We start from the raw sequence: 21,353 nt of genomic DNA, 5'->3' as shown, positions 1-21,353 counted from the left end.
ATTTTTCTTACTAGCTATGCAATCGCGTGGGGATTTAAGCCGTGACCAACAAAACTTCTCTCAGCTACAAAGATGCCGGTGTTGATATTGACGCAGGTAATGCGCTGGTTGACCGAATCAAAGGTGTGGTGAAGAAAACCCGCCGCCCGGAAGTGATGGGTGGTCTGGGTGGATTCGGCGCACTGTGCGCGCTGCCGCAAAAATATCGTGAACCTGTTCTGGTCTCGGGTACTGACGGCGTAGGCACCAAGCTGCGCCTGGCGATGGATTTAAAACGTCACGACACGATCGGTATCGATCTGGTTGCGATGTGTGTGAACGACCTGGTGGTTCAGGGCGCAGAGCCGCTGTTCTTCCTCGATTACTACGCGACCGGCAAACTTGATGTGGATACCGCAGCCAGCGTCATTAACGGTATCGCCGAAGGCTGTCTGCAGTCCGGCTGTGCGCTGGTGGGCGGTGAAACCGCTGAAATGCCGGGCATGTACCACGGCGAAGATTATGACGTCGCGGGCTTCTGCGTCGGCGTAGTAGAAAAATCAGAAATTATCGACGGCAGCAAAGTGGCCGATGGCGATGTGCTGATCGCGCTGGCCTCCAGCGGCCCGCACTCTAACGGCTACTCTCTGGTGCGTAAAATCCTCGAAGTAAGCGGCTGCGACCCGCTGACCACCGAGCTGGACGGTAAACCGCTGGCCGACCACCTGCTGGCCCCAACCCGCATCTACGTGAAAAACGTGCTGGAACTGATCGAGAACGTCGACGTGCACGCCATTGCCCACCTGACCGGCGGCGGCTTCTGGGAAAACATCCCGCGCGTGCTGCCTGACAACACCCAGGCGGTGATCGACGAATCCTCATGGCAGTGGCCAGCCGTCTTTAACTGGCTGCAGACTGCAGGCAACGTGAGCTCTCACGAAATGTACCGCACCTTTAACTGCGGCGTGGGCATGGTTATCGCCCTGCCGGCAAGCGAAGCGGATAAAGCGGTTAAGCTGCTGACCGAGAAAGGTGAAAACGCGTGGAAAATCGGTACGATTAAAGCCTCCGATTCCGAACAGCGTGTGGTCATTGAATGAAAAACATCGTGGTGCTCATTTCCGGTAACGGAAGCAATTTGCAGGCCATCATTGACGCCTGCAAACAGAAGAAAATCAATGGCACCATTCGGGCAGTTTTCAGCAACAAGGCCGACGCGTTCGGCCTTGAGCGCGCGCGGGAAGCGAACATTCCCGCTCACGCGCTGGAAGCCAGCCAGTTCGCCGGACGTGAAGCCTTTGACCGCGAGCTGGTGCAGGAGATTGACGCCTACGCGCCCGACCTCGTGGTGCTGGCGGGCTATATGCGTATTCTGAGCCCGGCCTTCGTCGAACACTACGCCGGTCGACTGCTGAATATTCACCCTTCCCTGCTGCCAAAATATCCCGGCCTGCATACCCATCGTCAGGTGCTGGAAAACGGTGACGAGGAGCACGGTACCTCCGTCCATTTCGTGACCGACGAGCTGGACGGTGGCCCGGTGATCCTGCAGGCGAAAGTCCCGGTCTTTGACGGCGACAACGAAGACGACGTGACCGAACGCGTGCAGACGCAGGAGCACGCCATTTATCCGCTGGTGGTAAGCTGGTTTGTCGACGGGCGTCTGGAGATGCGCGACGGCGCAGCCTGGCTGGACGGCGTGAAGTTGCCCCCGCAGGGTTATGCGGCCGAAGAGTAGTTTGCTATGTCGGGTGGCGCTTCGCTTACCCGATATTCCCTCCCCCAACCCGCTAAATTCCTCAACAAAAAAAATAACTGTCATACTTTTCTGGCACTGTTGGACATATCGTGGAAATGCTCGCCATAATAAGGACGAGACGGATTTACCACGTCCTGTGATTGAACTGGAGTGTGAGCTGTAATGGGTCAGGAAAAGTTATATATCGAGAAAGAGCTAAGCTGGTTAGCATTTAACGAACGTGTACTCCAGGAAGCGGCAGACAAAAGTAACCCGCTGATCGAACGCATGCGTTTTTTAGGCATTTATTCCAACAACCTGGATGAGTTCTACAAGGTTCGCTTTGCCGAGCTGAAAAGACGCATCATCATCAGCGAAGAACAGGGCTTAAACTCGCACTCGCGGCATCTGCTGGGCAAAATCCAGTCCCGCGTGCTGAAAGCCGATCAGGAATTTGACGGCCTGTATAACGAACTGCTGCTGGAGATGGCGCGCAATCAAATCTTCCTGATTAACGAACGTCAGCTTTCCGTTAACCAACAAAACTGGCTGCGCCACTACTTTAAACAGTACCTGCGCCAGCACATTACCCCGATTCTGATCAACCGCGAAACCGATCTGGTGCAGTTCCTGAAGGATGACTACACCTACCTGGCGGTGGAAATTATTCGCGGTGAATCCATCCGTTATGCCCTGCTGGAGATCCCGTCCGACAAGGTGCCGCGCTTTGTGAACCTGCCGCCGGAAACCCCGCGCAGACGCAAGCCGATGATCCTGCTGGATAACATCCTGCGCTACTGTCTGGACGACATTTTCAAAGGCTTCTTCGATTACGATGCGTTAAACGCCTACTCGATGAAGATGACCCGTGACGCCGAATATGACCTGGTGCACGAGATGGAAGCCAGCCTGATGGAGCTGATGTCCTCCAGCCTGAAACAGCGCCTGACGGCCGAGCCGGTGCGCTTTGTCTATCAGCGCGACATGCCGGACGCCATGGTGGAAATGCTGCGCGAAAAGCTGACCATTTCGCGCTATGACTCCATCGTGCCGGGTGGCCGTTACCACAACTTTAAAGACTTCATTGGCTTCCCGAACGTTGGCAAAGCCAATCTGGTGAACAAACCGCTGCCGCGCCTGCGTCATATCTGGTTCGATAAGTTCCGCAACGGATTCGACGCCATCCGCGAGCGCGACGTGCTGCTCTACTACCCGTACCACACCTTTGAACACGTGCTGGAGCTGCTGCGTCAGGCCTCGTTCGACCCGAACGTGCTGGCGATCAAAATCAACATCTACCGCGTGGCGAAAGATTCTCGCATCATCGACGCGATGATCCATGCCGCACACAACGGCAAAAAAGTCACCGTGGTGGTTGAGCTGCAGGCGCGCTTCGACGAAGAGGCGAACATTCACTGGGCGCGCCGCCTGACGGAAGCGGGCGTGCACGTGATCTTCTCCGCGCCGGGTCTGAAAATTCACGCCAAACTGTTCCTGATCTCGCGTAAAGAGGGTGATGACGTGGTGCGCTATGCCCACATCGGCACCGGGAACTTTAACGAAAAAACCGCGCGGATTTATACCGACTACTCGCTCTTAACCGCTGACGCCCGCATTACCAACGAAGTGCGCCGGGTCTTTAACTTTATCGAAAACCCGTACCGTCCGGTGAGCTTCGACTATCTGCTGGTCTCACCGCAGAACTCGCGCCGCCTGCTGTACGATATGATCGATAAAGAGATCGCCAATGCGCAGAAAGGCTTGTCGTCCGGCATCACGCTGAAGCTTAACAACCTGGTCGATAAAGGGCTGGTGGACAGGCTGTATGCGGCGTCCAGCTCCGGCGTGCCGGTTAACCTGCTGATCCGCGGCATGTGCTCGCTTATTCCGGAACTGGAAGGCATCAGCGACAATATTCGCGTTATCAGCATCGTTGACCGCTACCTGGAGCACGATCGGGTCTATATTTTCGATAATGCGGGCGATAAGCAGGTCTATCTCTCTTCGGCAGACTGGATGACGCGCAATATTGACTATCGAATTGAAGTCGCGACGCCGCTGCTGGATCCGCGTCTGAAACAGCGTATCCTCGACATTATCGAGATCCTGTTCAGCGATACGGTGAAGGCGCGCTATATCGACAAAGAACTCAGTAACCGCTACGTACCGCGCGGCAACCGCCGTAAAGTGCGGTCACAGCTGGCGATTTACGACTATATCAAATCACTCGAGCAACCCGATTAACCTATGCCGATAAATGATAAGACCCCACGCCCGCAGGAATACGCCGCGGTCGATCTTGGCTCTAACAGTTTTCACATGGTCATCGCCCGTGAGGTGGATGGCGCGCTGCAGATCATCGGTCGTCTGAAGCAGCGCGTACACCTGGCGGATGGGCTTGATGAGCGCAGCATGCTCAGCGAAGAGGCGATGGAGCGCGGTTTAAACTGCCTGTCGCTTTTTGCCGAACGCCTGCAGGGCTTCTCGCCCTCCAGCGTTTGCATCGTGGGCACCCACACGCTGCGCCAGGCGCTGAACGCGCCGGAGTTCCTCAAGCGGGCCGAAAAAGTGATCCCCTACCCGATTGAGATCATCTCCGGTAACGAGGAGGCGCGTCTGATTTTCATGGGCGTTGAACATACCCAGCCGGAAAAAGGGCGCAAGCTGGTGATCGACATCGGCGGTGGTTCTACGGAGCTGGTGATCGGCGAAGACTTTGAGCCGCGCCTGGTGGAGAGCCGTCGCATGGGCTGCGTCAGCTTCGCGCAGATGTACTTCCCCGGCGGCACCATTACCCGTGAAAACTTCCAGCGGGCGAAAATGGCTGCGATCCAGAAGCTGGAGAATCTGGCCTGGCAGTACCGCATTCAGGGCTGGAACGTGGCGCTGGGCGCGTCGGGCACCATCAAGGCGGCGCATGAAGTGCTGCTGGCGATGGGTGAAAAAGACGGTTTTATCACGCCTGAACGCCTGACCCTGCTGACCGAAGAGGTGCTGAAGCATAAAAGTTTTGACGCCCTAAGCCTGCCGGGGCTTTCCGACGAGCGTAAGGCAGTCTTCGTGCCGGGCCTGGCTATTCTCTGCGGCGTATTTGACGCCCTGGCGATTAAAGAGCTGCGCCTTTCCGACGGCGCGCTGCGTGAGGGGGTGCTGTATGAGATGGAGGGCCGCTTCCGCCATCAGGACATTCGCAGCCGCACCGCGCAGAGCCTGGCCAACCAGTACAACATCGACCGCGAGCAGGCGAAGCGCGTGCTGGAAACCACGGTGCAGATGTACGAGCAGTGGCAGGAGCAGAACCCCAAGCTGGCGCACCCGCAGCTTGCCGCGCTGCTGAAATGGGCCGCGATGCTGCACGAGGTAGGGCTGAACATCAACCACAGCGGGATGCACCGCCATTCAGCGTATATTCTGCAAAACAGCGATCTGCCCGGCTTCAACCAGGAGCAGCAAACCATGATGGCGACCCTGGTGCGCTATCACCGTAAAGCCATCAAGCTCGACGATCTGCCGCGCTTCACGCTGTTTAAGAAAAAGCAGTTCCTGCCGCTTATTCAGCTGCTGCGCCTGGGCGTGCTGCTGAACAATCAGCGTCAGGCCACCACCACACCGCCAACGCTGAAGCTGAAAACCGACGATCACCACTGGACGCTGAGCTTCCCGCACGACTGGTTCAGCCAGAACGCGCTGGTCCTGCTGGACCTGGAAAAAGAGCAGCAGTACTGGGAAGCGGTCACCGGCTGGATGCTCAAAATCGAGGAAGATAGCGCCGACGTCGCCGCGTAACGGCTCAGGCGTCCGCCGTGGACGCCTCTGCTTCCAGCAGTGACTCAAGCGGTGCCGGTCTGCCAATCAGATAGCCCTGCACATAATCAATGCCTAGCGCGTGCACCGCGCTACGTATCTCTTCGGTCTCGACATATTCCGCCACCACCAGCATCTTCTTCATGCGCGCCAGATGACAGATAGAGGCCACAATCTGGTAATCCAGACTGTTGTTGACGATATTGCGGATGAAATCGCCGTCGATTTTGAGAATGTCCGCATCCACGCTTTTCAGCCGCGCATAGCTCGCATAGCCGGTACCAAAATCATCGATCGCAATGCGTACCCCCATTTTCTGCAGCTGCCGCAGGATGTGGAGCCCCTGCTCCGCGTTGCAGAAGGTGCTGCACTCCGTCACTTCAAAGATCAGCTGCCACGGCTCAATGGCATATTTCGCCAGCAGGCGACTCACCTCAAGCGGGAACTGCACCCGACACACCGTTGAAGGGGCCAGATTAATGGCAAAGCGCTGGCCGGGCAGCCGTTCGCGATGCGCGGCGAGGAAGCGCAGCGTATGCTCCAGCACCCACAAATCCACCCGCGAAGAGAGGCCAAACTCCTGGGCTATCGGCAGGAATTGCTCAGGGGAGATCAACAGCCCGTTTGCATCAGTCATCCGCAGCAAGACCTCATGATAGCTATCGCCACGCAGGCCGCGTACGGGCTGAACGAGCAGCGTGAATGCGTTGTTATCCAGCGCACGCTGCAGGCGACTCATCACCGCGACTTTATCCTTCAGGCTGCGCTGCAGATGGACGGCGCCGCGCTGCTGAAGATTTTCCGGGTGGTTAGAGGAGAGCGACAGATCGGCCACCACCCCCAGCTCACCCAGCACCAGATAGAGGTGGTTAACCGGCGAACGCACATAGCAGTAGCTCACCCCCACCTGCGGCTGCAGCGGCATGCCGTCCCAGACAAAGCGGAACTGCTTGATGTGCTCGTCCAGGGTTTCAATCCGCTGCTGGTGCGATTCGGCATTTAGGCGAACCGCCATGTCACAGCCCGTCAGGTGATAGACCTGCTCATTGGGCTGGAGCGTGCCGTTAATCCATTGCGCCAGCTGCTGTTTGTACTGAATGCGCAGTAACACGCCATAGTTACGGCCCAGAATTTCAAGCTCAGGAACGCGGAGTAAACAGAGCGCCGACCACGGGTTTTTCGCCAGATCGCGCGAGAGCGCCCGCAGATTTGGCATATGCAGAACCGGGTCGAGCAGCGCCAGCCTGCGGGAGCGTTTGTTCACCGCCCGCTGCCGGGTCGCCAGCATCGACATGTAAATCACCACAAACGAGAAGACCAGATAGCTGGAAGAGGTGATTGCCAGCTGAATGTCGTACCCCTGGTTCACGGGGATATAGCGGTAAAAATAGTGAATAGACACCAGCAGTATCGGGATCCAGATAAGCGAAATCAGCTTATAGCCAAAGCGCATCGCCCCCCAGAGCATCACCGGCATCAGCAGCGACAGGGTGTAGTTAGTGGTGAAAATCGAACTGTTTTCATTCATCGGCAGCAGCAGGAGCGAAAGCAGCCCGGCAAGCGCAATGGCCCAAATCAGAAACTCAGCGCGCGTCACCTTTTTGTCTATCTGGGTACGGATCTGCGAGATGAGGCTTTTGAGATAGCGCGGATGACGAATCAGGCGGATCAGCAGATAACTTAACGGCACGCCCGTCAGACCGCTGACCAGCAAGGCCTGATAGTTGATCAGCGTGCGAATGTTGAGGGGGTTAAGCCCTGCCAGGCTCTGGCGACTCTCATACACGCCCAGATACACCGCAAACTGGAACAACAGCAGAAACAGCGTCGCGGGGCAGAAGGCCTGCCAGAAGATGCGCTGCGCCATTAGCCGTACGTCGCCGTACGCCGTCATATTGCGTCTGGGCGCAAACACCCGGTAGCCGCCCCAGCTAAGCACTATAGGGACAATAAAATGGAGCACGCCGGCGACGGTTTCAAACATCCCGACCGACGGGTAATAGCGGATAAACAGCGACAACACGATCCCGGGAAGGGCTTCCAGACCAAAAAACATCATCAGCGAAAGCAAAAACGAGAGCGGTAAATAATAAAGTGCCGCTATCCCGTCGCCCAGGTGCGTGAACGTATTCGCCACGCTCAGTACGGGAAGTAAAACCACCGGTAAAATAAGCGGCAATACCCACCAGCGGTGTTGATTCTTTTTCAGGAAAGCAAAAATGTTCATAGATGCCCGGTTAAACCCCTTTTTCTCCAGAAGGAAAATAATGACAGGCATCCAACCTGACCTGGCGCCGCCCGGCGACGTGCGGGGCGAACGGTATGGAGGAGGGATTTTAAATATCAGGGCCGGGAATCCGTTGACATAAATCAAACTATTTTACGCAAATAAGCTTTGCACAGCGTTTTTTTGAAATAATTTTCTTCATATTATCAATATGGTAAATGCAAATATTAATTTCAATAACAATAATTAATGTAAACGTTGACGGTTATTTACACATGACGGAATTGACCCTCTCTTTCCGCTGTGCCTTAATATCCCCGTCGCCCAGAAGGGCATGCCCAGGAAAAAGAAGAGTGAGTCAGGCCACGCGTATGCGCAAACGACACCGTTTTAACACCCGGATGACCCGCATTATACTGCTCATCAGCTTTCTGTTTTTCTTTGGCCGCTTCGTTTACTCTTCCATCGGCGCCTGGTATCACCATCAGGACAAAATCCAGTCGCAGCAGTCCAGCCTGAACGTCGACGCCGCTGACCGCTAGCCCTGCGGAGGGTTTTGTACCAGCCGAATAATCCCCGCGATCCCTTTGCTGAGGATCTTGTCCTGCCGCATCACGATGGCGAGCTGGCGCTGCAGCACGGGCGTGAGCGACATGACGCAGAGCCCTTCACGGTCAGCATCATGCTCAACCGCCATTCGCGGAACGATACTGTAGCCGAGCCCCACCCGAACCATGCGCTTAATCGCCTCAATGCTGCCAAGCTGCATCACCGGCGCGATCGCTAACCCATTGGCCGCAAACCAGCCATCAATGAGGGCCCGGGTACCGCTGCCAGACTCAAAGGCGATCAGCGGCTGGGCATGGAGCGCCTCCGGGGTTAACTCCCTGAAAGCATCCTGCTGTTCCCGCGACGCGATAAAAACAAACTCCTCGTCCATCACCGGCATAACGTCCAGCGCTCTGCCGCTGACCGGCAGCGTCACCAGCCCCATATCGAGACGGTTCTCTTCGATGGCCCTGACGATGTCGAGGGTGTTGCCCGTTGTTACGCCCACCCGCAGGAGCGGATAGTCGCGGCGCAGCTGCTCCAGCAGGGGCGGCAGAAGATGGATACAGGCCGTCGCCCCCGTACCAAGAGTAATGGTCCCGCTGACATCGTGGCTGAACGCGCTCACGGACCGCAGGGTTTCGTCCACAACCTGCTGAATGCGCTCTCCGTGCACCAGCAGTGACTCTCCGGCAGCCGTGGCCTTAATGCCCCGCCCGGTACGCTCCACCAGCCGCGTTTGCAGAAACTGCTCCAGCTGACGTATTTGCAGACTAACGGCGGGTTGGGAAATGCCCAGCAGATCCGCCGCCGCCGAAAAGCTGCCGCGCTGGATCACCAGACGGAACGTCGCGAGATAGCCAAGGTTAAGCGTCGTCATTCAAAGTTTCTCTTATACAGCGCATAAGGTTGCAGGCCTGCCAGCACAATACCGCGCTCGCTATGCTCAGGACAACTGCATAACGGAATGAAAAACAATGGAAACACCTGCCCTGCCTCGTAGCCTTGCCCTTACTGCCGGATGTAATCAGCTTATCAACTGGGGGATCTCGTTTTATCTGCCCGGCACCTTTGCGCGGGCAATTTCAGCCGACCGGGGATGGTCAGCGCCGCAGATTTACCTCGGCCTGACGCTGGCGATGCTGGTGATGTCGGCGGTATCACCTTTTGTCGCCCGCCTGCTGGCACGCTTTGGCGGGCAGAAAGTGGTGATGGTCGGAACGCTGCTGATCGCCGCAAGCTGCGCCGGTATGGCGTATACCCGGACGCTGTCTGGCTGGTACGGCGCCTGGCTACTGTGCGGCATCGGGATGCGTCTGTCGCTGTATGATGCGCTGTTCGCCGCGCTGGTCAACCTCTACGGGCAGCAGGCGCGAAGAACGATCTCACGCGTCACGCTGGCGGGCGGGCTGGCGTCTGCCGTCTTCTGGCCGCTGGGCGATTGCCTGCTGCACATCATGAGCTGGCAGGACGCGTTACGCATTTATGCCCTGCTTGGCCTGCTGAGCGCAGCGCTGATCCGCACGCTTCCCCGGCAGCGGCTGATGGAAAACACAAAGGCCATCGCGCCGCCCCTGCGCAACGAGCGGCGTAACGCCTGGCTTTATGCGGCCTTCATCGCCCTTATCACCTTTGTCTCTAACGGCACCTCCACCCATCTGCCGGAGTTTATTGCCCACTTTGGCCTGCCGGTCGCCATCGGCATGCTGTGGGGGATCGGCCAGACGGGCGCGCGCTCGCTGGAGGTGCTGGCAGGCGGCCGCTTAACCCCCTTCAAACTCACGCTCTTCACCGCCCTCGCCATGCCGCTCTGCTTTATTCTGGGGATGAGCAGCCCCCTCTTTGCGTGGTGTGCGGCCGGGTTTGTGCTGGGCTACGGCGCCATCAACGGGCTGGTCACCATAGTAAAAGCCACGCTGCCACTGGAGCTGTTTTGCACGGAAAGCTATGCCCGCCGCACGGGTATGCTGCTTATCCCGGGCCAGCTGATGGCCGCAGCCGCACCGTTTGCCTATGCGTGGCTGAACAAAACGCTGGGGATCGCGGGTGCAATGGGAGTGTCGACGGGGTTAACGCTGGTGATTGCCGGGCTGGCGATAGCGATCGTGCGCCATCCCGGTAGGCAAACTGTATCGCACTGTATCCCGCGCGACGCGCTGACAAACGGGTACAAAACGCCCCCTCCGGCAAATATCTCCGATACATAAAAATGGTTTTCTTTCCCTGTCGTCATTCAGAACTGATGAGGAGAGAACCATGATTCGTCGTTACGCAATTTTACCCCTGCTCGTCCTGGCCTCTGTAACACATGCCCAGGCCACGCCGCTGGACAACCTGAGCGCCGCGGACGTTAACGGCCCCGCCGCCGTTGCCCCGCTGGCGCAGCCGCAACCGCCTGCAAAACTGATCGTCGATCCGCCGCTTGCCGGGCCGCTGAGCAAAGGCGCGGTGTTTATTCAGTACCGGGCCGAAAACCTGCGCATCGAGCCGGTATTCGGCCCCGAGGCACTCAAGGTGACCCCGCGCATCGGGCACATTCACGTGGTGGTGGACGGTGCGCCGTGGCACTGGGCTGACGCCAGCGGCGAGCCGGTGATCCTGGTGGGGCTGCCCGCCGGCAAGCACAAGGTAACGATCATCCTGGCTGACCCGACGCACAAGCCGCTCGACCACAAAACCATTGAATTCACCGTCCCGCCCCACGCGGCGATCCACCATTTTTAAGGAGTCTGAACATGAAAGCACTGTCTGTACTGACGGCGGGCCTGCTGGCGCTTTCTGCCAGCGCCTTCGCGGAAAATAAAACCAGCGTCGTGCTGGTGCACGGTGCGTTTGCCGACGGCAGCAGCTGGAATAAGGTGATAACCCTTCTGCAGAAACAGCACGCAGAGGTCATTGCCGTCCAGCTCCCGCTTACCTCGCTTAATGATGATGTTGCCGCCACAAAACGGGCCATCGCCCGGGCGCATGGCGACGTGGTGCTGGTAGGCCACTCCTGGGGCGGAACCGTCATTAGCGAGGCGGGCAACGATGCACGGGTAAAATCGCTGGTCTATGTGGCGGCGTTCGCGCCGGATTCCGGCCAGTCGACGGCGGATCTGGCAGGTAGCTTCCCTCCGCCGCCGGGTAGCGCGGGCATCGCTAAAACGGCGGACGGCTATTTATACCTGCCGACGGAAGTCGTCAGGAAGGACTTCGCGCCTGACGTGAAGCCGGGTGAACAAAACGCTATCGCGGCCACGCAGGGGCCGATCAAAGCCGATGCGTTTGGTGAAAAGGTGACTCACGCGGCGTGGCATGATAAACCGAGCTGGTTTGTGGTCAGCAAGCATGACCGGATGATCAACCCCGACCTGGAACGTGCGATGGCGAAGGCGATACATGCGAAAACCACCGAGGTGGCCGCGAGCCACGTGTCGATGGTGAGTCAGCCGGAAGCCATCGCCCGGACGATTGAGCAGGCGAGGCGGACGCACTGAGGACAATTCGCCCGGCGGCGCTACGCTTGCACGAACCTACGATTTCGTAGGCCGGGTAAGCGCAGCGCCACCCGACAAGAAAGGCCGTCTCAGCCCCCCCTCTCTGCGGGATAATCGCGATTAATCCACGCGTGGTCCTCTTCCCAGGTGAACATCCATTTGCGCACCGGACCGGCCATCACGTTGAGGTAGTAGCTGTCATACCCCGCCATCGTCGCCACCGGGTGATACCCCTTCGGCACCATCACCACGTCACGGTTGTAGACCGCCATACACTCATCCAGTGTTCTGTCGTCGGTGTAGACGCGCTGCATGCAGAACCCCTGCTCCGGGTTGAGGCGATGATAGTAGGTCTCCTCCAGGTAGGTCTCCTGCGGCGGGTTATCCGTGTCATGCTTGTGGCTCGGGTACGAGCTGGTACAGCCCTCGTTAGTCCAGACCTCCACCACCAGCAGGCTGTCGGCGGGCTTGTCTTCCGGCAGAATGTTGTGCACGTAGCGCTGGTTGTGCCCCTTGCCGCGCGCTTCAGCGTCGATATCCTGCGGGGCAATCAGCCGCGTCGGGTACGAGCCCTTGCCCGGCGCGGCGCAGACCGCCAGCTCCAGCGCCGTCAGCGCCTTCACCTGCACCGTCTCCTGCGGGGTGACGTATACCGCCCACGGTTTGATGCGCTCGAAGGGGCTCATCCGCTCGCCGATATCGTTAAACTGCGCGGAAGGCGTGGTGATAGAGGCGCGCCCGGCGACCAGCACCAGGCAGCGCTCTTCCCTGACGGCGGGCAGCGTCAGCGTCTGCCCCTCCTGCAGCTCATACGCCTCAAACCCGACGTACCCCCACCCTGCGCCTTCCGGGGTGACGGACTGAGTGCGCCCCTCCGCGTTCGGCTGCTGCCAGCGTGATAACAGACGTGACATGTCACCTCCTCAAATAAGCCCGGCGTCGCGCGCCAGGCGGCTCAGGTTGTTATACCCCAGACGAGCGTAGGTCAGCGGATGGGCAATCGCCGGATCCTGCTCGGCCTCCACCACCAGCCAGCCACGATAGTCCTGCGCCTTCAGCAGACTCATGATCGGCGGGTAATCGACGCAGCCGTCGCCCGGCACGGTAAACACGCCGCTCAGCACCGCATCGAGGAAGCTGGTTTTGCGGTTTTTCACGTCCGCCAGCACGTCGGCGCGCACGTCTTTGCAGTGAACGTGGTTGATGCGCGACGCCCAGCGCTGCGCCACCGACAGCGGATCGGCCCCGGCAAAGGTCAGGTGACCGGTGTCCAGCAGCAGTCCCACCGCCTCTCCGGTGTGGGTCATCAGGTTGTCCACGTCGTCGGCGGACTCAATCACCGTACCCATGTGATGATGGTAAGCAATCTGGACTCCCTGTTGCTGCGTGTAGCGGGCAAATTCGGTGAGCTTCTCGCCGTACTCCTTCCAGCGCGCCTGAGGGAAGCGCGGACGCAGATGCACCGGGGTCTGCTGCTCGCCGTGAATGCAGCCGCTCACTTCCGCAAAGACCAGCACCTTCGCCCCCAGCTCGCGCAGCAGCGTCAGGTGCGGCTGCACGGCGGCGATCTCCTCCTCCACGCTGCGCTCCAGCAGGCGGCCGGAGTACCAGCCGGAGACCAGCTGCAGGTCGTGGCGTTGCAAAATCGGGCCAAGCAGGCGCGCTTCGCGCGGAAATTTGTTGCCCAGCTCGAAGCCGGCAAAACCGGCCTCTTTCCCTTCGCTCAGGCAGGTCTCCAGCGAGGTTTCCGCGCCGAGGGAAGGCAGATCGTCGTTCGTCCACGTCAGCGGGTTAATGCCTAATTGCACACTCATTGTTATCTCCATTATGCGTGTCCGCGCTCGCGCCACCAGGCGATAAGCTGCAGATAGTTGTCCCGGATGCGCGCCACCAGCTGCGCATCGTTAATATCGTGCTTCAGCCACGCGCGGGAGGCGTCGCCAAACAGCGTGCGCCCCACGGCGAAGCCTTTAACCAGCGGCTGCCCCGCTGCGGCCTTGAAGCCCGCGCGCAGCTGTTCCGCCGGAGCGTCCAGACCGAGGATCACTACCCCGCGGCAGTGCGGGTCCCGGCGTTCGATAATCTCGCCGAGCGCCGTCCAGCCGTCGGTGGAAAGCGGCGGCAGCTTCCACCAGTCCGGGTAAATGCCCAGGTTGTAGAAGCGGGAAATGGCGCGCAGGTAGAGCTCGTCGCTGCGCGGCATGCTGGCGGGCAGGATCACCTCCAGCAGCAGCTCGTGCCCGGACCGGCAGCAGGCGTGGTACACCTCAGCGATTTTCTGCTCCTGCTCCAGGCGCAGGCCGTGGGCGTCTTCCGGGTGGAAGAAGACCAGGCACTTCACCACGTGCTCCTGCGGCCAGCTGATAAGCTGGGTGCCGATATTGCCGTGCTCCATCTCCAGCGGGCGGGAGCCCGGCAGCTCAATGGGGCGACCAATCCACCACCCTTCCCCGGTGATCGCGTTCAGCGCGTCCTGACCAAAGGTGCCGTCGCACAGCAGGCCGGCTTTGCCCTCAAGCCCGGCGCGGCTCGCCGCCTCGCGGCTGGCCTGCAGGATCAGCTGCTTCAGCGCCGGAATGCGCTTAAGCGACGCACCGCACTGCATCGCCATATCCTCAAGCTGGCTGCGGTGATCGAAGGCCATCACGCACAGCTCCGGCCACTCGCGGCGGCGCGTCGTGACCCGGTGCAGATGATTAAGACGCGGGTCAAGATCCGGGCGCGGCACAACCGCAGCGCGGGAGAGATAGTCATCCAGCTCGATTTTGCTCGGCATCGCCGGGGCGCAGCCGTGGCGCGAGACCACCAGCGCGCCGCAGGCATTGGCGTAGCGGCACGCCTGCTCCCAGCCCTCGTCGTTCAGATAGCCGCGCAGCAGGCCGGACATAAACGCGTCCCCCGCCCCGAGAACGTTCAGCACCTCCACGCGCACGCCGGTCACCGTCAGGCCGTCGTCCAGCCGGGACGGAATGGCGTCGGTATAGACCGAGCAGCCCAGCGCGCCGCGCTTGCAGACCAGCGTTGCTTCACTGACGGCGCGCACCTGCCCCAGCGCCTGCAGGGTATCCGTGCTGCCGCCCGCAATGTGGAACTCCTCTTCGGTGCCGACAATGACGTCGAAGAGGTGCAATACCTCCTGCAGCTCGCGGGTGACCTGGTCGGCGGCGATAAAGCGCGTTTCGCCGTCGCCTAAGGAGGTGAGCCCCCACAGCACCGGACGGTAGTCGATGTCCAGCACCGTGCGCACGCCGTGACGGCGGGCATAGCCCAGCGCCGTCAGCACCGCCTCGCGGGTCTGCGGATGAGAAAGGTGGGTCCCGGTGATGGCAAGACAACGTGCGGAGGCAATGTAGCTTTCATCCACATCGCTGGCGGTAATCGCCATATCCGCGCAGTTATCGCGATAAAAAATCAGAGGAAAGGTGTCCCGGTCTTTAATGCCGAGTAGCACCAGCGCCGTGAGGCGCTCTTTATCGGTAATCAGATGGCTGGTATCGCAGCCTACCTGGTTGAGCTCTTCGCGCAGGAAGCGGCCCATATGTTCATCGCCGACGCGCGCCAGCATCGACGAGCGCAGGCCCTGGCGCGCGGTGCCGTACGCCACGTTGCCGGAGGATCCGCCAAGGTATTTGGCGAAGCTCGACACGTCCTCCAGGCGGGCACCAATCTGCTGACTATAGAGGTCTACCGCCACGCGGCCCATGCATATCACATCAAACTGCTTTTCCACGTTGATACCTCATCAGACAATGTCGTTCACGTTCAGCCAGCGGCCTTCCCGGTGCGAGAGCGCAATCGCGTCCAGCACGCGCGACACCTTCCAGCCCTCTTCGAAGTCCGGCCACATCGGCGCGTCGGCGGCAATCCCGTCCACCAGGTCGCGTACTTCCACCGTTTTTTGATCGTTAAAGCCAATTCCGTGGCCTGCGCCCATGCAGAACGCGGCGTAGTCCGGGTGCGCCGGGCCGACGAGCAGCGTGCGGAACCCCTGACGGTTCACCGGATCGTCATGCAGATAGAGCTTTAGCTCCGCCATGCGCTCCTGGGTGAAGCTGATGGCGCCCTTCGTCCCGGTGATCACGTACGAGAGCCCCATCTTGCGGCCGCAGGCGACGCGGGAGGTTTCAATGACACCCTGCGCCCCGCCCGCGAAGCGCACCATCGCGTGGGCCTGATCCTCGTTTTCCACCGCAATCATCTCTGACGATCCGGCCTTCGCCGGGCGCGCCGGGACCACGATCTTCAGATCGCCGCAGACCTGCTCGATATCGCCCACCAGGTACTGAGCCATATTGACGATATGCGCCGCGAGGTCGCCCAGCGCGCCCAGCCCGGCGGTCTCTTTAAAGCAGTGCCAGTGGATGGCCGACAGCGGGTCGGCCATGTAGTCTTCGTTGTGGGTGCCGTAGAAGTGGATCACATCGCCAATCTCGCCGCGGGCGATAATCTCCTTCGCCAGCTGCGCCGTCGGGTTCTTCATGTAGTTGAACCCCACCAGCGTTTTCACCCCGGCCCGCTTCGCGGCGTCGACCATCTCGCGCGCATCGTGGGCGTTGAGCGCCAGAGGCTTCTCCGAGTAGACGTGCTTGCCGTGGCGGATCGCCTCCAGCGCCATCTCTTTATGCAGGTGGTTAGGTGAGCAAATATCCACCACGTCAATGGCCGGGTCGGCCACCAGCGCCCGCCAGTCTCCCGTTGAACGGTTAAAGCCAAACGCCCGGGCGCGCTCTGCCGCCAGCTCCGGCGTGACTTCCGCCACCATCTCGCGCACCAGCCTGCCGCGCAGGTTGAACACCGTCGGGGCCTGGGCATAGGCGATAGCGTGCGCCTTGCCGATATACCCGGTGCCAATCAATCCAATACGAACCTCTTTCATCACGATCCTCACAGTGCGCCGCGACGGCTCTTGGCGTAGGTATCAAACGCCACCGCCAGAACGATAATTAACCCGGTGATAATCTGCTGGTAGTAGGCCGAGACGTTCATCAGCACCAGGCCGTTAATCAGAATGCCCATAATGATGGAGCCGATAATGGTGCCGCCGATGCGCCCGTAGCCGCCCATCAGCGAGGTGCCGCCAATCACCACCGAGGCGATGACGCGCAGCTCAAAGGAGATGCCGGCCACCGCCTCGGCGCTCCCCAGACGCGCGCTCAGGATGAAGCCCGCCAGCCCGGCCAGACAGCCAATCAGCACGTAGACGCTGACGAGCACGCGCTTGACGTTCACCCCCGCCAGGCGCGCCGCCTCCGGGTTGCCGCCGATGGCGTAGACGAAGCGGCCCCAGCGGGTTTTATGCAGCGCCAGATAGCCGCCGACGGCGACGATGGCGAAGATCCAGATCGGAATGGAGATGCCGAGCAGCTCCCCGCGCCCCCACCAACGGTAGCCAGGGTCAAAACCGGCAATCGGCGCGCCGTCGTTGATCACCAGCGTCAGGCCGCGCCAGATGGTCATCCCGCCGAGGGTGACGATAAATGGCGGCAGACGCAGGCGGGTGACACCCAGGCCGTGCAGGAAGCCAATCGCCGTGCCCATCGCCAGACAAATCCCCAGCCCGATCAGCCAGCTCATGCCGCCCCAGGCGTTCGGGTCGACGGTGGTGAAGTTGTCGCCCTTAATGACGTACGCCGCGGTCATGGCGCACACCGCCAGAATGGAGCCCACGGAGAGGTCGATCCCGGCGGTCAGAATGACGAAGGTCATCCCCACGGCCATGATCCCGTAGATGGAGACTTCGGTCAGAATGTTGAAAATATTGCGTTCAGAGAAAAAGTTGCTGTTCTGCGACTGGAAGAAGATCAGCAGCAGGATCATGAAAATCAGCACCCCGAAGCGCTCGAAGAAGGCGATGGGATCGATGCGTCCGGCGCGTTTGACCGGGGCCTGCGTTTTAGAAATCATCTGCGTCATGAGAAACTCCGTTATGCCGCGTTCAGGGCGTTGTGGTTGATGGCCATCATCGTCATCAGCCGTTCTTCGTTAGCGTCGTCACCGTGGATCTCGCCGGTCACCCGGCCTTCGCTGAGGGTGATGATCCGGTCAGACACCGCCATCACTTCAGGCAGATCGGAGGAGATCACGATCACCGCCACGCCCTTTTTCGCCATGTCAAACAGCACCTGGTGCACTTCCGATTTGGTCCCCACGTCGATGCCGCGCGTCGGCTCATCGACGATCAGCACCCGCGGGTTGAGCGCCATGCAGCGCGCGAGGATCACCTTCTGCTGGTTACCGCCGGAGAGCTTGCGCACCTCCTGCGCGCTGTTGACCATTTTGATCTGCAGGGCCTGGCGATAGGACTCAATCAGATCGTCCTCTTTGCGGGTGTTCACGAACCAGCGCCACTGCAGCAGCGAGGAGAGACACGAGAGCGACAGGTTGTCGCGAATCGACAGCCCGAGCACCGCCCCCTCTTTTTTACGGTCTTCGGGCACCAGCGCCACGCCCTGGTCGAGGGCATACAGCGGGTCGCGCGGCTGGTACGGCACGCCGTCCAGCTCAAAGCTCCCGGAGGTAAAGGCGTCTGCGCCAAACAGGCAGCGGGCCACCTCGGTGCGTCCCGCGCCCACCAGCCCGGCAATGCCCAGAACTTCCCCGGCGTGGACGTGGAAGCTGATGTCGTGCAGGGCGATGCCGTGCGGATCCAACGGCGGCTTTTCGCGGCTCAGCCCCTTCACCGTCAGGCGGACAGGTTTGTCTTGATGATGGGTTTCGCTGGCGGGGCGACGGTTAAAGGCCACGTCGCGCCCGACCATCAGGCGGATCAGCTGTTCGACGTTGGTCTCCGCCACCGCGCCGGTGCCGGTGAAGCGGCCGTCCTGAAATACGGTGAAGCGATCGCAGAGCTGGAAAACTTCGTGCAGGCGGTGGGTAACGTAAATAATGCTCACGCCGCGGTTTTTAAGCTCCCGCACCACGCGGTGCAGGCTTTCCACCTCGCTGTCGCTCAGCGCGGCGGAAGGTTCGTCCATGATGATCAGGCGAGCGTTGAGGGTCAGCGCCCGGGCGATCTCCACCATCTGCTGCTGGGCGACGCTCAGACGAGCGACAGGCGTGGTCGGCGCAACGTTTAGCTGCAGGTAATCGAGAATGACCTGCGCCTCCTGATTTACCGCCCTTTCGTCGACGATCAGATTACGTTTACGCGGCTCGCGCCCGAGAAACATGTTTTCCGCGACGGTCATGTTGGGCAGCAGGTTGAATTCCTGATAGATGGTGATAATGCCCTTGTTCTGCCGTTCCACCGGAGAGTCGTCCACCGGCAGCATTTCGCCGTTGAACCAGATATCCCCGCGGGTTTGCGGCTGCGCGCCCGCAAGCGCCTTCAGCAGCGTGGATTTTCCCGCTCCGTTTTCCCCCAGCAGGGCGTGGATCTCCCCCGCGCCGACGGTCAGCTGGGCGCTGCTTAGCGCCCAGACGCCGGAAAAGCTTTTTGCCAGGTCGGTCACTTTCAGTAAGGGTTGCGACATCGGTCTGCTCCTCCTCATGTTGAGCCGCCAGAGGCGGCTCGGGACATATCAGTTACCGGCCTCACCGATACGCTCAGCCTGCTGCAGGTTCTCTTTGGTGATAAGCGTTGGCGGGTAGTCGGCCCCGGTGATGGCTTTCTTCTCGCGCACGTTGGCCACCAGCTGGCTCATCGCCGTCTGCACCGCAAAGCCCGGACGCTGATCGGCGGTTACCGCCAGCCAGCCGTCGCGCACGCGGGCCAGCGCTTCCGGTACCGCATCAAAGCCGGTCACGAGGATTTCACCCGGCTTCACGCCCTGGCTCTGCAGGGCTTCAATCGCGCCCAGCGCCATATCGTCGTTGGCGGAGAGGATCACCTGCGGGCGTTTCGGTAGCGAAGGCAGAACGCTTTCGACGATGCGCATCCCTTCAGAACGCATCCAGTTGCCGGTCTGATCGGCGACGATCTTGTATTTATCCCCGCCCGCCTTCAGGCTGTCGCGGATCCCTTTGGTGCGTTCGATGTTGGAGGAGGAGCCCGGCTGGCCGGTGAGCAGGATGATCTCTGCCCCGTCGGGGAATTTGGTTTTGACGAAGTCGCCAATCGCCTGGCCGCCTTTGTAGTTGTTGGCGCCAAAGTGGGGCACTTTCTTCTGGCTGTCGACGGAGCGGTCTAGGGTGACCACCGGCAGCTTCGCATCCTGAATTTCATCCACCGCGCTGGAGACCGCGTTCACGTCGTTCGGGGAGACGATAAAGCCCTGCGCCCCGCGGGTGATGGCGTTTTCCAGGTCAGCCACCTGCTTCGGTGAACTGCCCTGCCCGTCCAGTACCTGAAGCTTCACGCCCATCTCTTTCGCGGCTTTCACCGCCGTACGCTGCATGTGAACCTCAAACGGCATGGCCAGGTTTGGCGTACTGAAAACAATCTGCTCGTTTTCGGCGAGGGCGGCCCCGGACGTCATTGCGATGAGGGCGGCTAAGATCAGTTTTTTCATTATTATGTCTCTCTGTGTAGGGTTGTTGTGTTTAGAGGACGATCTCGCGCTGGCTACGCAGCGACTCCAGCGCTTTATCCGCGAGGTACAGCGCACGTTCACCATCATCGCCGCTGCAGTCAGGCACCGCTTCGCCGCGCAGGACCGCAACAAAGTGTTCCCATTCCGCGGCGTAAGCGGATTTGTAGCGCTGCAGGAAGAAGTGTTCCGGCAGCGCGCTGGTGCAGCCCTGTTTGCCGTAGTGCTGCACCTGGTTTTCCAGAATATTGCCGGCGCACAGCAGCCCTTCGGAGCCGTGCAGCTCCAGGCGCTGGTCGTAGCCGTAAGAGGAGCGGCGGCTGTTGACGATGGTCGCCATCGCGCCGGAGGCATATTTCAGAACGATAAACGCGGTATCGATATCCCCCGCCTCGCCAATCGCCGGATCCACCAGGTTACTGCCCTGGGCATACACCGACACCGGCTCTTCGCCCATGATGAAACGGGCCATGTCGAAGTCGTGAATGGTCATATCGCGGAACATGCCGCCGGAGACGCGCACGTACTCGGTGGGCGGCGGAGACGGGTCGCGGGAGATGATCAGCAACGATTCCGGCTTGCCGATGCGCCCGGCCTGGGCATCGGTTTTCACGCGGCGGAACTGTGGGTCAAAGCGGCGGTTAAAGCCGATGAACAGCGGCACGTCGTACTCTTTAACCACTTTCAGGCAGTCGCGCACGCGGGCGAGGTCGAGGTGTACCGGCTTTTCGCAGAAGATAGCCTTGCCGTGGCGGGCGGCCATTTCAATCAGATCCGCGTGGGTGTCGGTGGCGGAGGCGATCAGCACGGCGTGAACGTTAGGGTCGGTCATCGCCTCATTCACGCTCTGCTGGCGGACCTGATACTGTGCGGCGAGACGGGTGGCAAATTCCTGATTCGGGTCAACCACGGACCAGAGCGTGGTCGCGCCGTGGCTGGCGATGTTAGCTGCATGTACCTGGCCAATTCGGCCAGCGCCCAGTAAAGCAATGTTAAACATAACGGCTCCCGGTGTTGGTGAATGCTGTGAACTAACGACCCTATAAATAAAACATTTATTTCATTTTTATAAATAGTGAAAATTATGTTTTTGAGTGCGGGTTAACACT

18 protein-coding genes are annotated in these 21,353 nt (G+C 60.1%); 8 read left to right on the top strand and 10 right to left on the bottom strand.

What is annotated here, in order from left to right; translation table 11 throughout:
* Window positions 1-41 precede the first annotated feature (41 nt).
* From purM to ppx, 4 genes are all read left to right on the top strand, one after another.
* The gene (gene purM / locus IM291_RS06760; RefSeq protein ID WP_008501643.1) at window positions 42-1,079 is read left to right on the top strand and encodes a phosphoribosylformylglycinamidine cyclo-ligase; all 1,038 of its coding nucleotides are present in this window, start codon (window positions 42-44) and stop codon (window positions 1,077-1,079) included.
* Window positions 1,076-1,717, top strand: coding sequence for a phosphoribosylglycinamide formyltransferase (gene purN / locus IM291_RS06755; RefSeq protein ID WP_028014032.1), 642 nt, complete (start codon window positions 1,076-1,078; stop codon window positions 1,715-1,717). Before purM ends, purN begins: the two co-directional genes overlap by 4 nt.
* Before the next feature lie 183 nt (window positions 1,718-1,900).
* Complete coding sequence (ppk1, locus tag IM291_RS06750) at window positions 1,901-3,961, top strand: polyphosphate kinase 1 (protein ID WP_028014033.1); 2,061 nt, start codon at window positions 1,901-1,903, stop codon at window positions 3,959-3,961.
* 3 nt (window positions 3,962-3,964) lie between these two features.
* Window positions 3,965-5,503: an exopolyphosphatase gene (gene ppx / locus IM291_RS06745; RefSeq protein ID WP_028014034.1), complete on the top strand. Its 1,539-nt coding sequence runs from the start codon at window positions 3,965-3,967 to the stop codon at window positions 5,501-5,503.
* A 4-nt stretch (window positions 5,504-5,507) separates the two neighbouring features.
* Here ppx and IM291_RS06740 read toward each other — a convergent pair whose 3' ends face one another.
* Window positions 5,508-7,748, bottom strand: coding sequence for an EAL domain-containing protein (locus IM291_RS06740; protein WP_192986434.1), 2,241 nt, complete (start codon window positions 7,746-7,748; stop codon window positions 5,508-5,510).
* A gap of 371 nt (window positions 7,749-8,119) precedes the next feature.
* Between IM291_RS06740 and IM291_RS06735 the strand changes: the two genes are divergently transcribed.
* The gene (locus tag IM291_RS06735; RefSeq protein ID WP_023337595.1) at window positions 8,120-8,290 is read left to right on the top strand and encodes a YfgG family protein; all 171 of its coding nucleotides are present in this window, start codon (window positions 8,120-8,122) and stop codon (window positions 8,288-8,290) included.
* Here the strand turns inward: IM291_RS06735 and IM291_RS06730 are convergent.
* Window positions 8,287-9,177 carry a LysR family transcriptional regulator gene (locus IM291_RS06730; RefSeq protein WP_063943523.1) on the bottom strand — a complete coding sequence of 297 codons (891 nt, stop codon included), beginning with the start codon at window positions 9,175-9,177 and terminating at the stop codon, window positions 8,287-8,289. The genes IM291_RS06735 and IM291_RS06730 overlap by 4 nt on opposite strands.
* A gap of 97 nt (window positions 9,178-9,274) precedes the next feature.
* Between IM291_RS06730 and IM291_RS06725 the strand changes: the two genes are divergently transcribed.
* From IM291_RS06725 to IM291_RS06715, 3 genes are read left to right on the top strand one after another with little or no spacing between them, the layout of a single operon-like run.
* Window positions 9,275-10,504 (top strand): MFS transporter, encoded by a 1,230-nt coding sequence (locus IM291_RS06725; protein WP_192986432.1) that lies wholly within the window; start codon window positions 9,275-9,277, stop codon window positions 10,502-10,504.
* A 49-nt stretch (window positions 10,505-10,553) separates the two neighbouring features.
* A complete protein-coding gene (locus tag IM291_RS06720; RefSeq protein WP_047368080.1) occupies window positions 10,554-11,021 on the top strand; it encodes a DUF6130 family protein in 468 nt (155 codons plus the stop codon).
* A gap of 11 nt (window positions 11,022-11,032) precedes the next feature.
* Window positions 11,033-11,776, top strand: a complete 744-nt coding sequence (locus IM291_RS06715) for an alpha/beta fold hydrolase (RefSeq protein WP_192986430.1) — start codon at window positions 11,033-11,035, stop codon at window positions 11,774-11,776.
* An 89-nt stretch (window positions 11,777-11,865) separates the two neighbouring features.
* On the opposite strand, the gene iolB is transcribed toward IM291_RS06715, so the two are convergent.
* The 8 genes from iolB to iolG are packed head-to-tail and all read right to left on the bottom strand — an operon-like array spanning window position 11,866 to window position 21,244.
* Window positions 11,866-12,690, bottom strand: a complete 825-nt coding sequence (iolB, locus tag IM291_RS06710) for a 5-deoxy-glucuronate isomerase (protein WP_192986428.1) — start codon at window positions 12,688-12,690, stop codon at window positions 11,866-11,868.
* Window positions 12,691-12,699: 9 nt separating this feature from the next.
* A complete protein-coding gene (iolE, locus tag IM291_RS06705; RefSeq protein ID WP_192986426.1) occupies window positions 12,700-13,590 on the bottom strand; it encodes a myo-inosose-2 dehydratase in 891 nt (296 codons plus the stop codon).
* A gap of 11 nt (window positions 13,591-13,601) precedes the next feature.
* Window positions 13,602-15,506, bottom strand: a complete 1,905-nt coding sequence (gene iolC, locus IM291_RS06700) for a 5-dehydro-2-deoxygluconokinase (RefSeq protein ID WP_192986424.1) — start codon at window positions 15,504-15,506, stop codon at window positions 13,602-13,604.
* Between the two features lie 12 nt (window positions 15,507-15,518).
* On the bottom strand, window positions 15,519-16,652 hold the full coding sequence (locus IM291_RS06695; protein WP_192986423.1) for a Gfo/Idh/MocA family protein: 1,134 nt from the start codon (window positions 16,650-16,652) through the stop codon (window positions 15,519-15,521).
* Between the two features lie 8 nt (window positions 16,653-16,660).
* Window positions 16,661-17,689: an ABC transporter permease gene (locus IM291_RS06690; protein ID WP_028014045.1), complete on the bottom strand. Its 1,029-nt coding sequence runs from the start codon at window positions 17,687-17,689 to the stop codon at window positions 16,661-16,663.
* 11 nt (window positions 17,690-17,700) lie between these two features.
* Window positions 17,701-19,248, bottom strand: a complete 1,548-nt coding sequence (locus tag IM291_RS06685) for a sugar ABC transporter ATP-binding protein (RefSeq protein WP_126818698.1) — start codon at window positions 19,246-19,248, stop codon at window positions 17,701-17,703.
* 48 nt (window positions 19,249-19,296) lie between these two features.
* Window positions 19,297-20,226 (bottom strand): sugar ABC transporter substrate-binding protein, encoded by a 930-nt coding sequence (locus IM291_RS06680; RefSeq protein ID WP_041908742.1) that lies wholly within the window; start codon window positions 20,224-20,226, stop codon window positions 19,297-19,299.
* 31 nt (window positions 20,227-20,257) lie between these two features.
* The gene (iolG, locus tag IM291_RS06675) at window positions 20,258-21,244 is read right to left on the bottom strand and encodes an inositol 2-dehydrogenase (RefSeq protein WP_192986421.1); all 987 of its coding nucleotides are present in this window, start codon (window positions 21,242-21,244) and stop codon (window positions 20,258-20,260) included.
* Window positions 21,245-21,353 lie beyond the last annotated feature (109 nt).

It is taken from the genome of Enterobacter cloacae complex sp. P27C (assembly GCF_014895705.1).
Lineage (GTDB): Bacteria > Pseudomonadota > Gammaproteobacteria > Enterobacterales > Enterobacteriaceae > Enterobacter > Enterobacter bugandensis.
The sequence above is the reverse complement of the archived record's forward strand: the minus strand, read 5'-3'. Positions and strand labels throughout refer to the sequence as shown.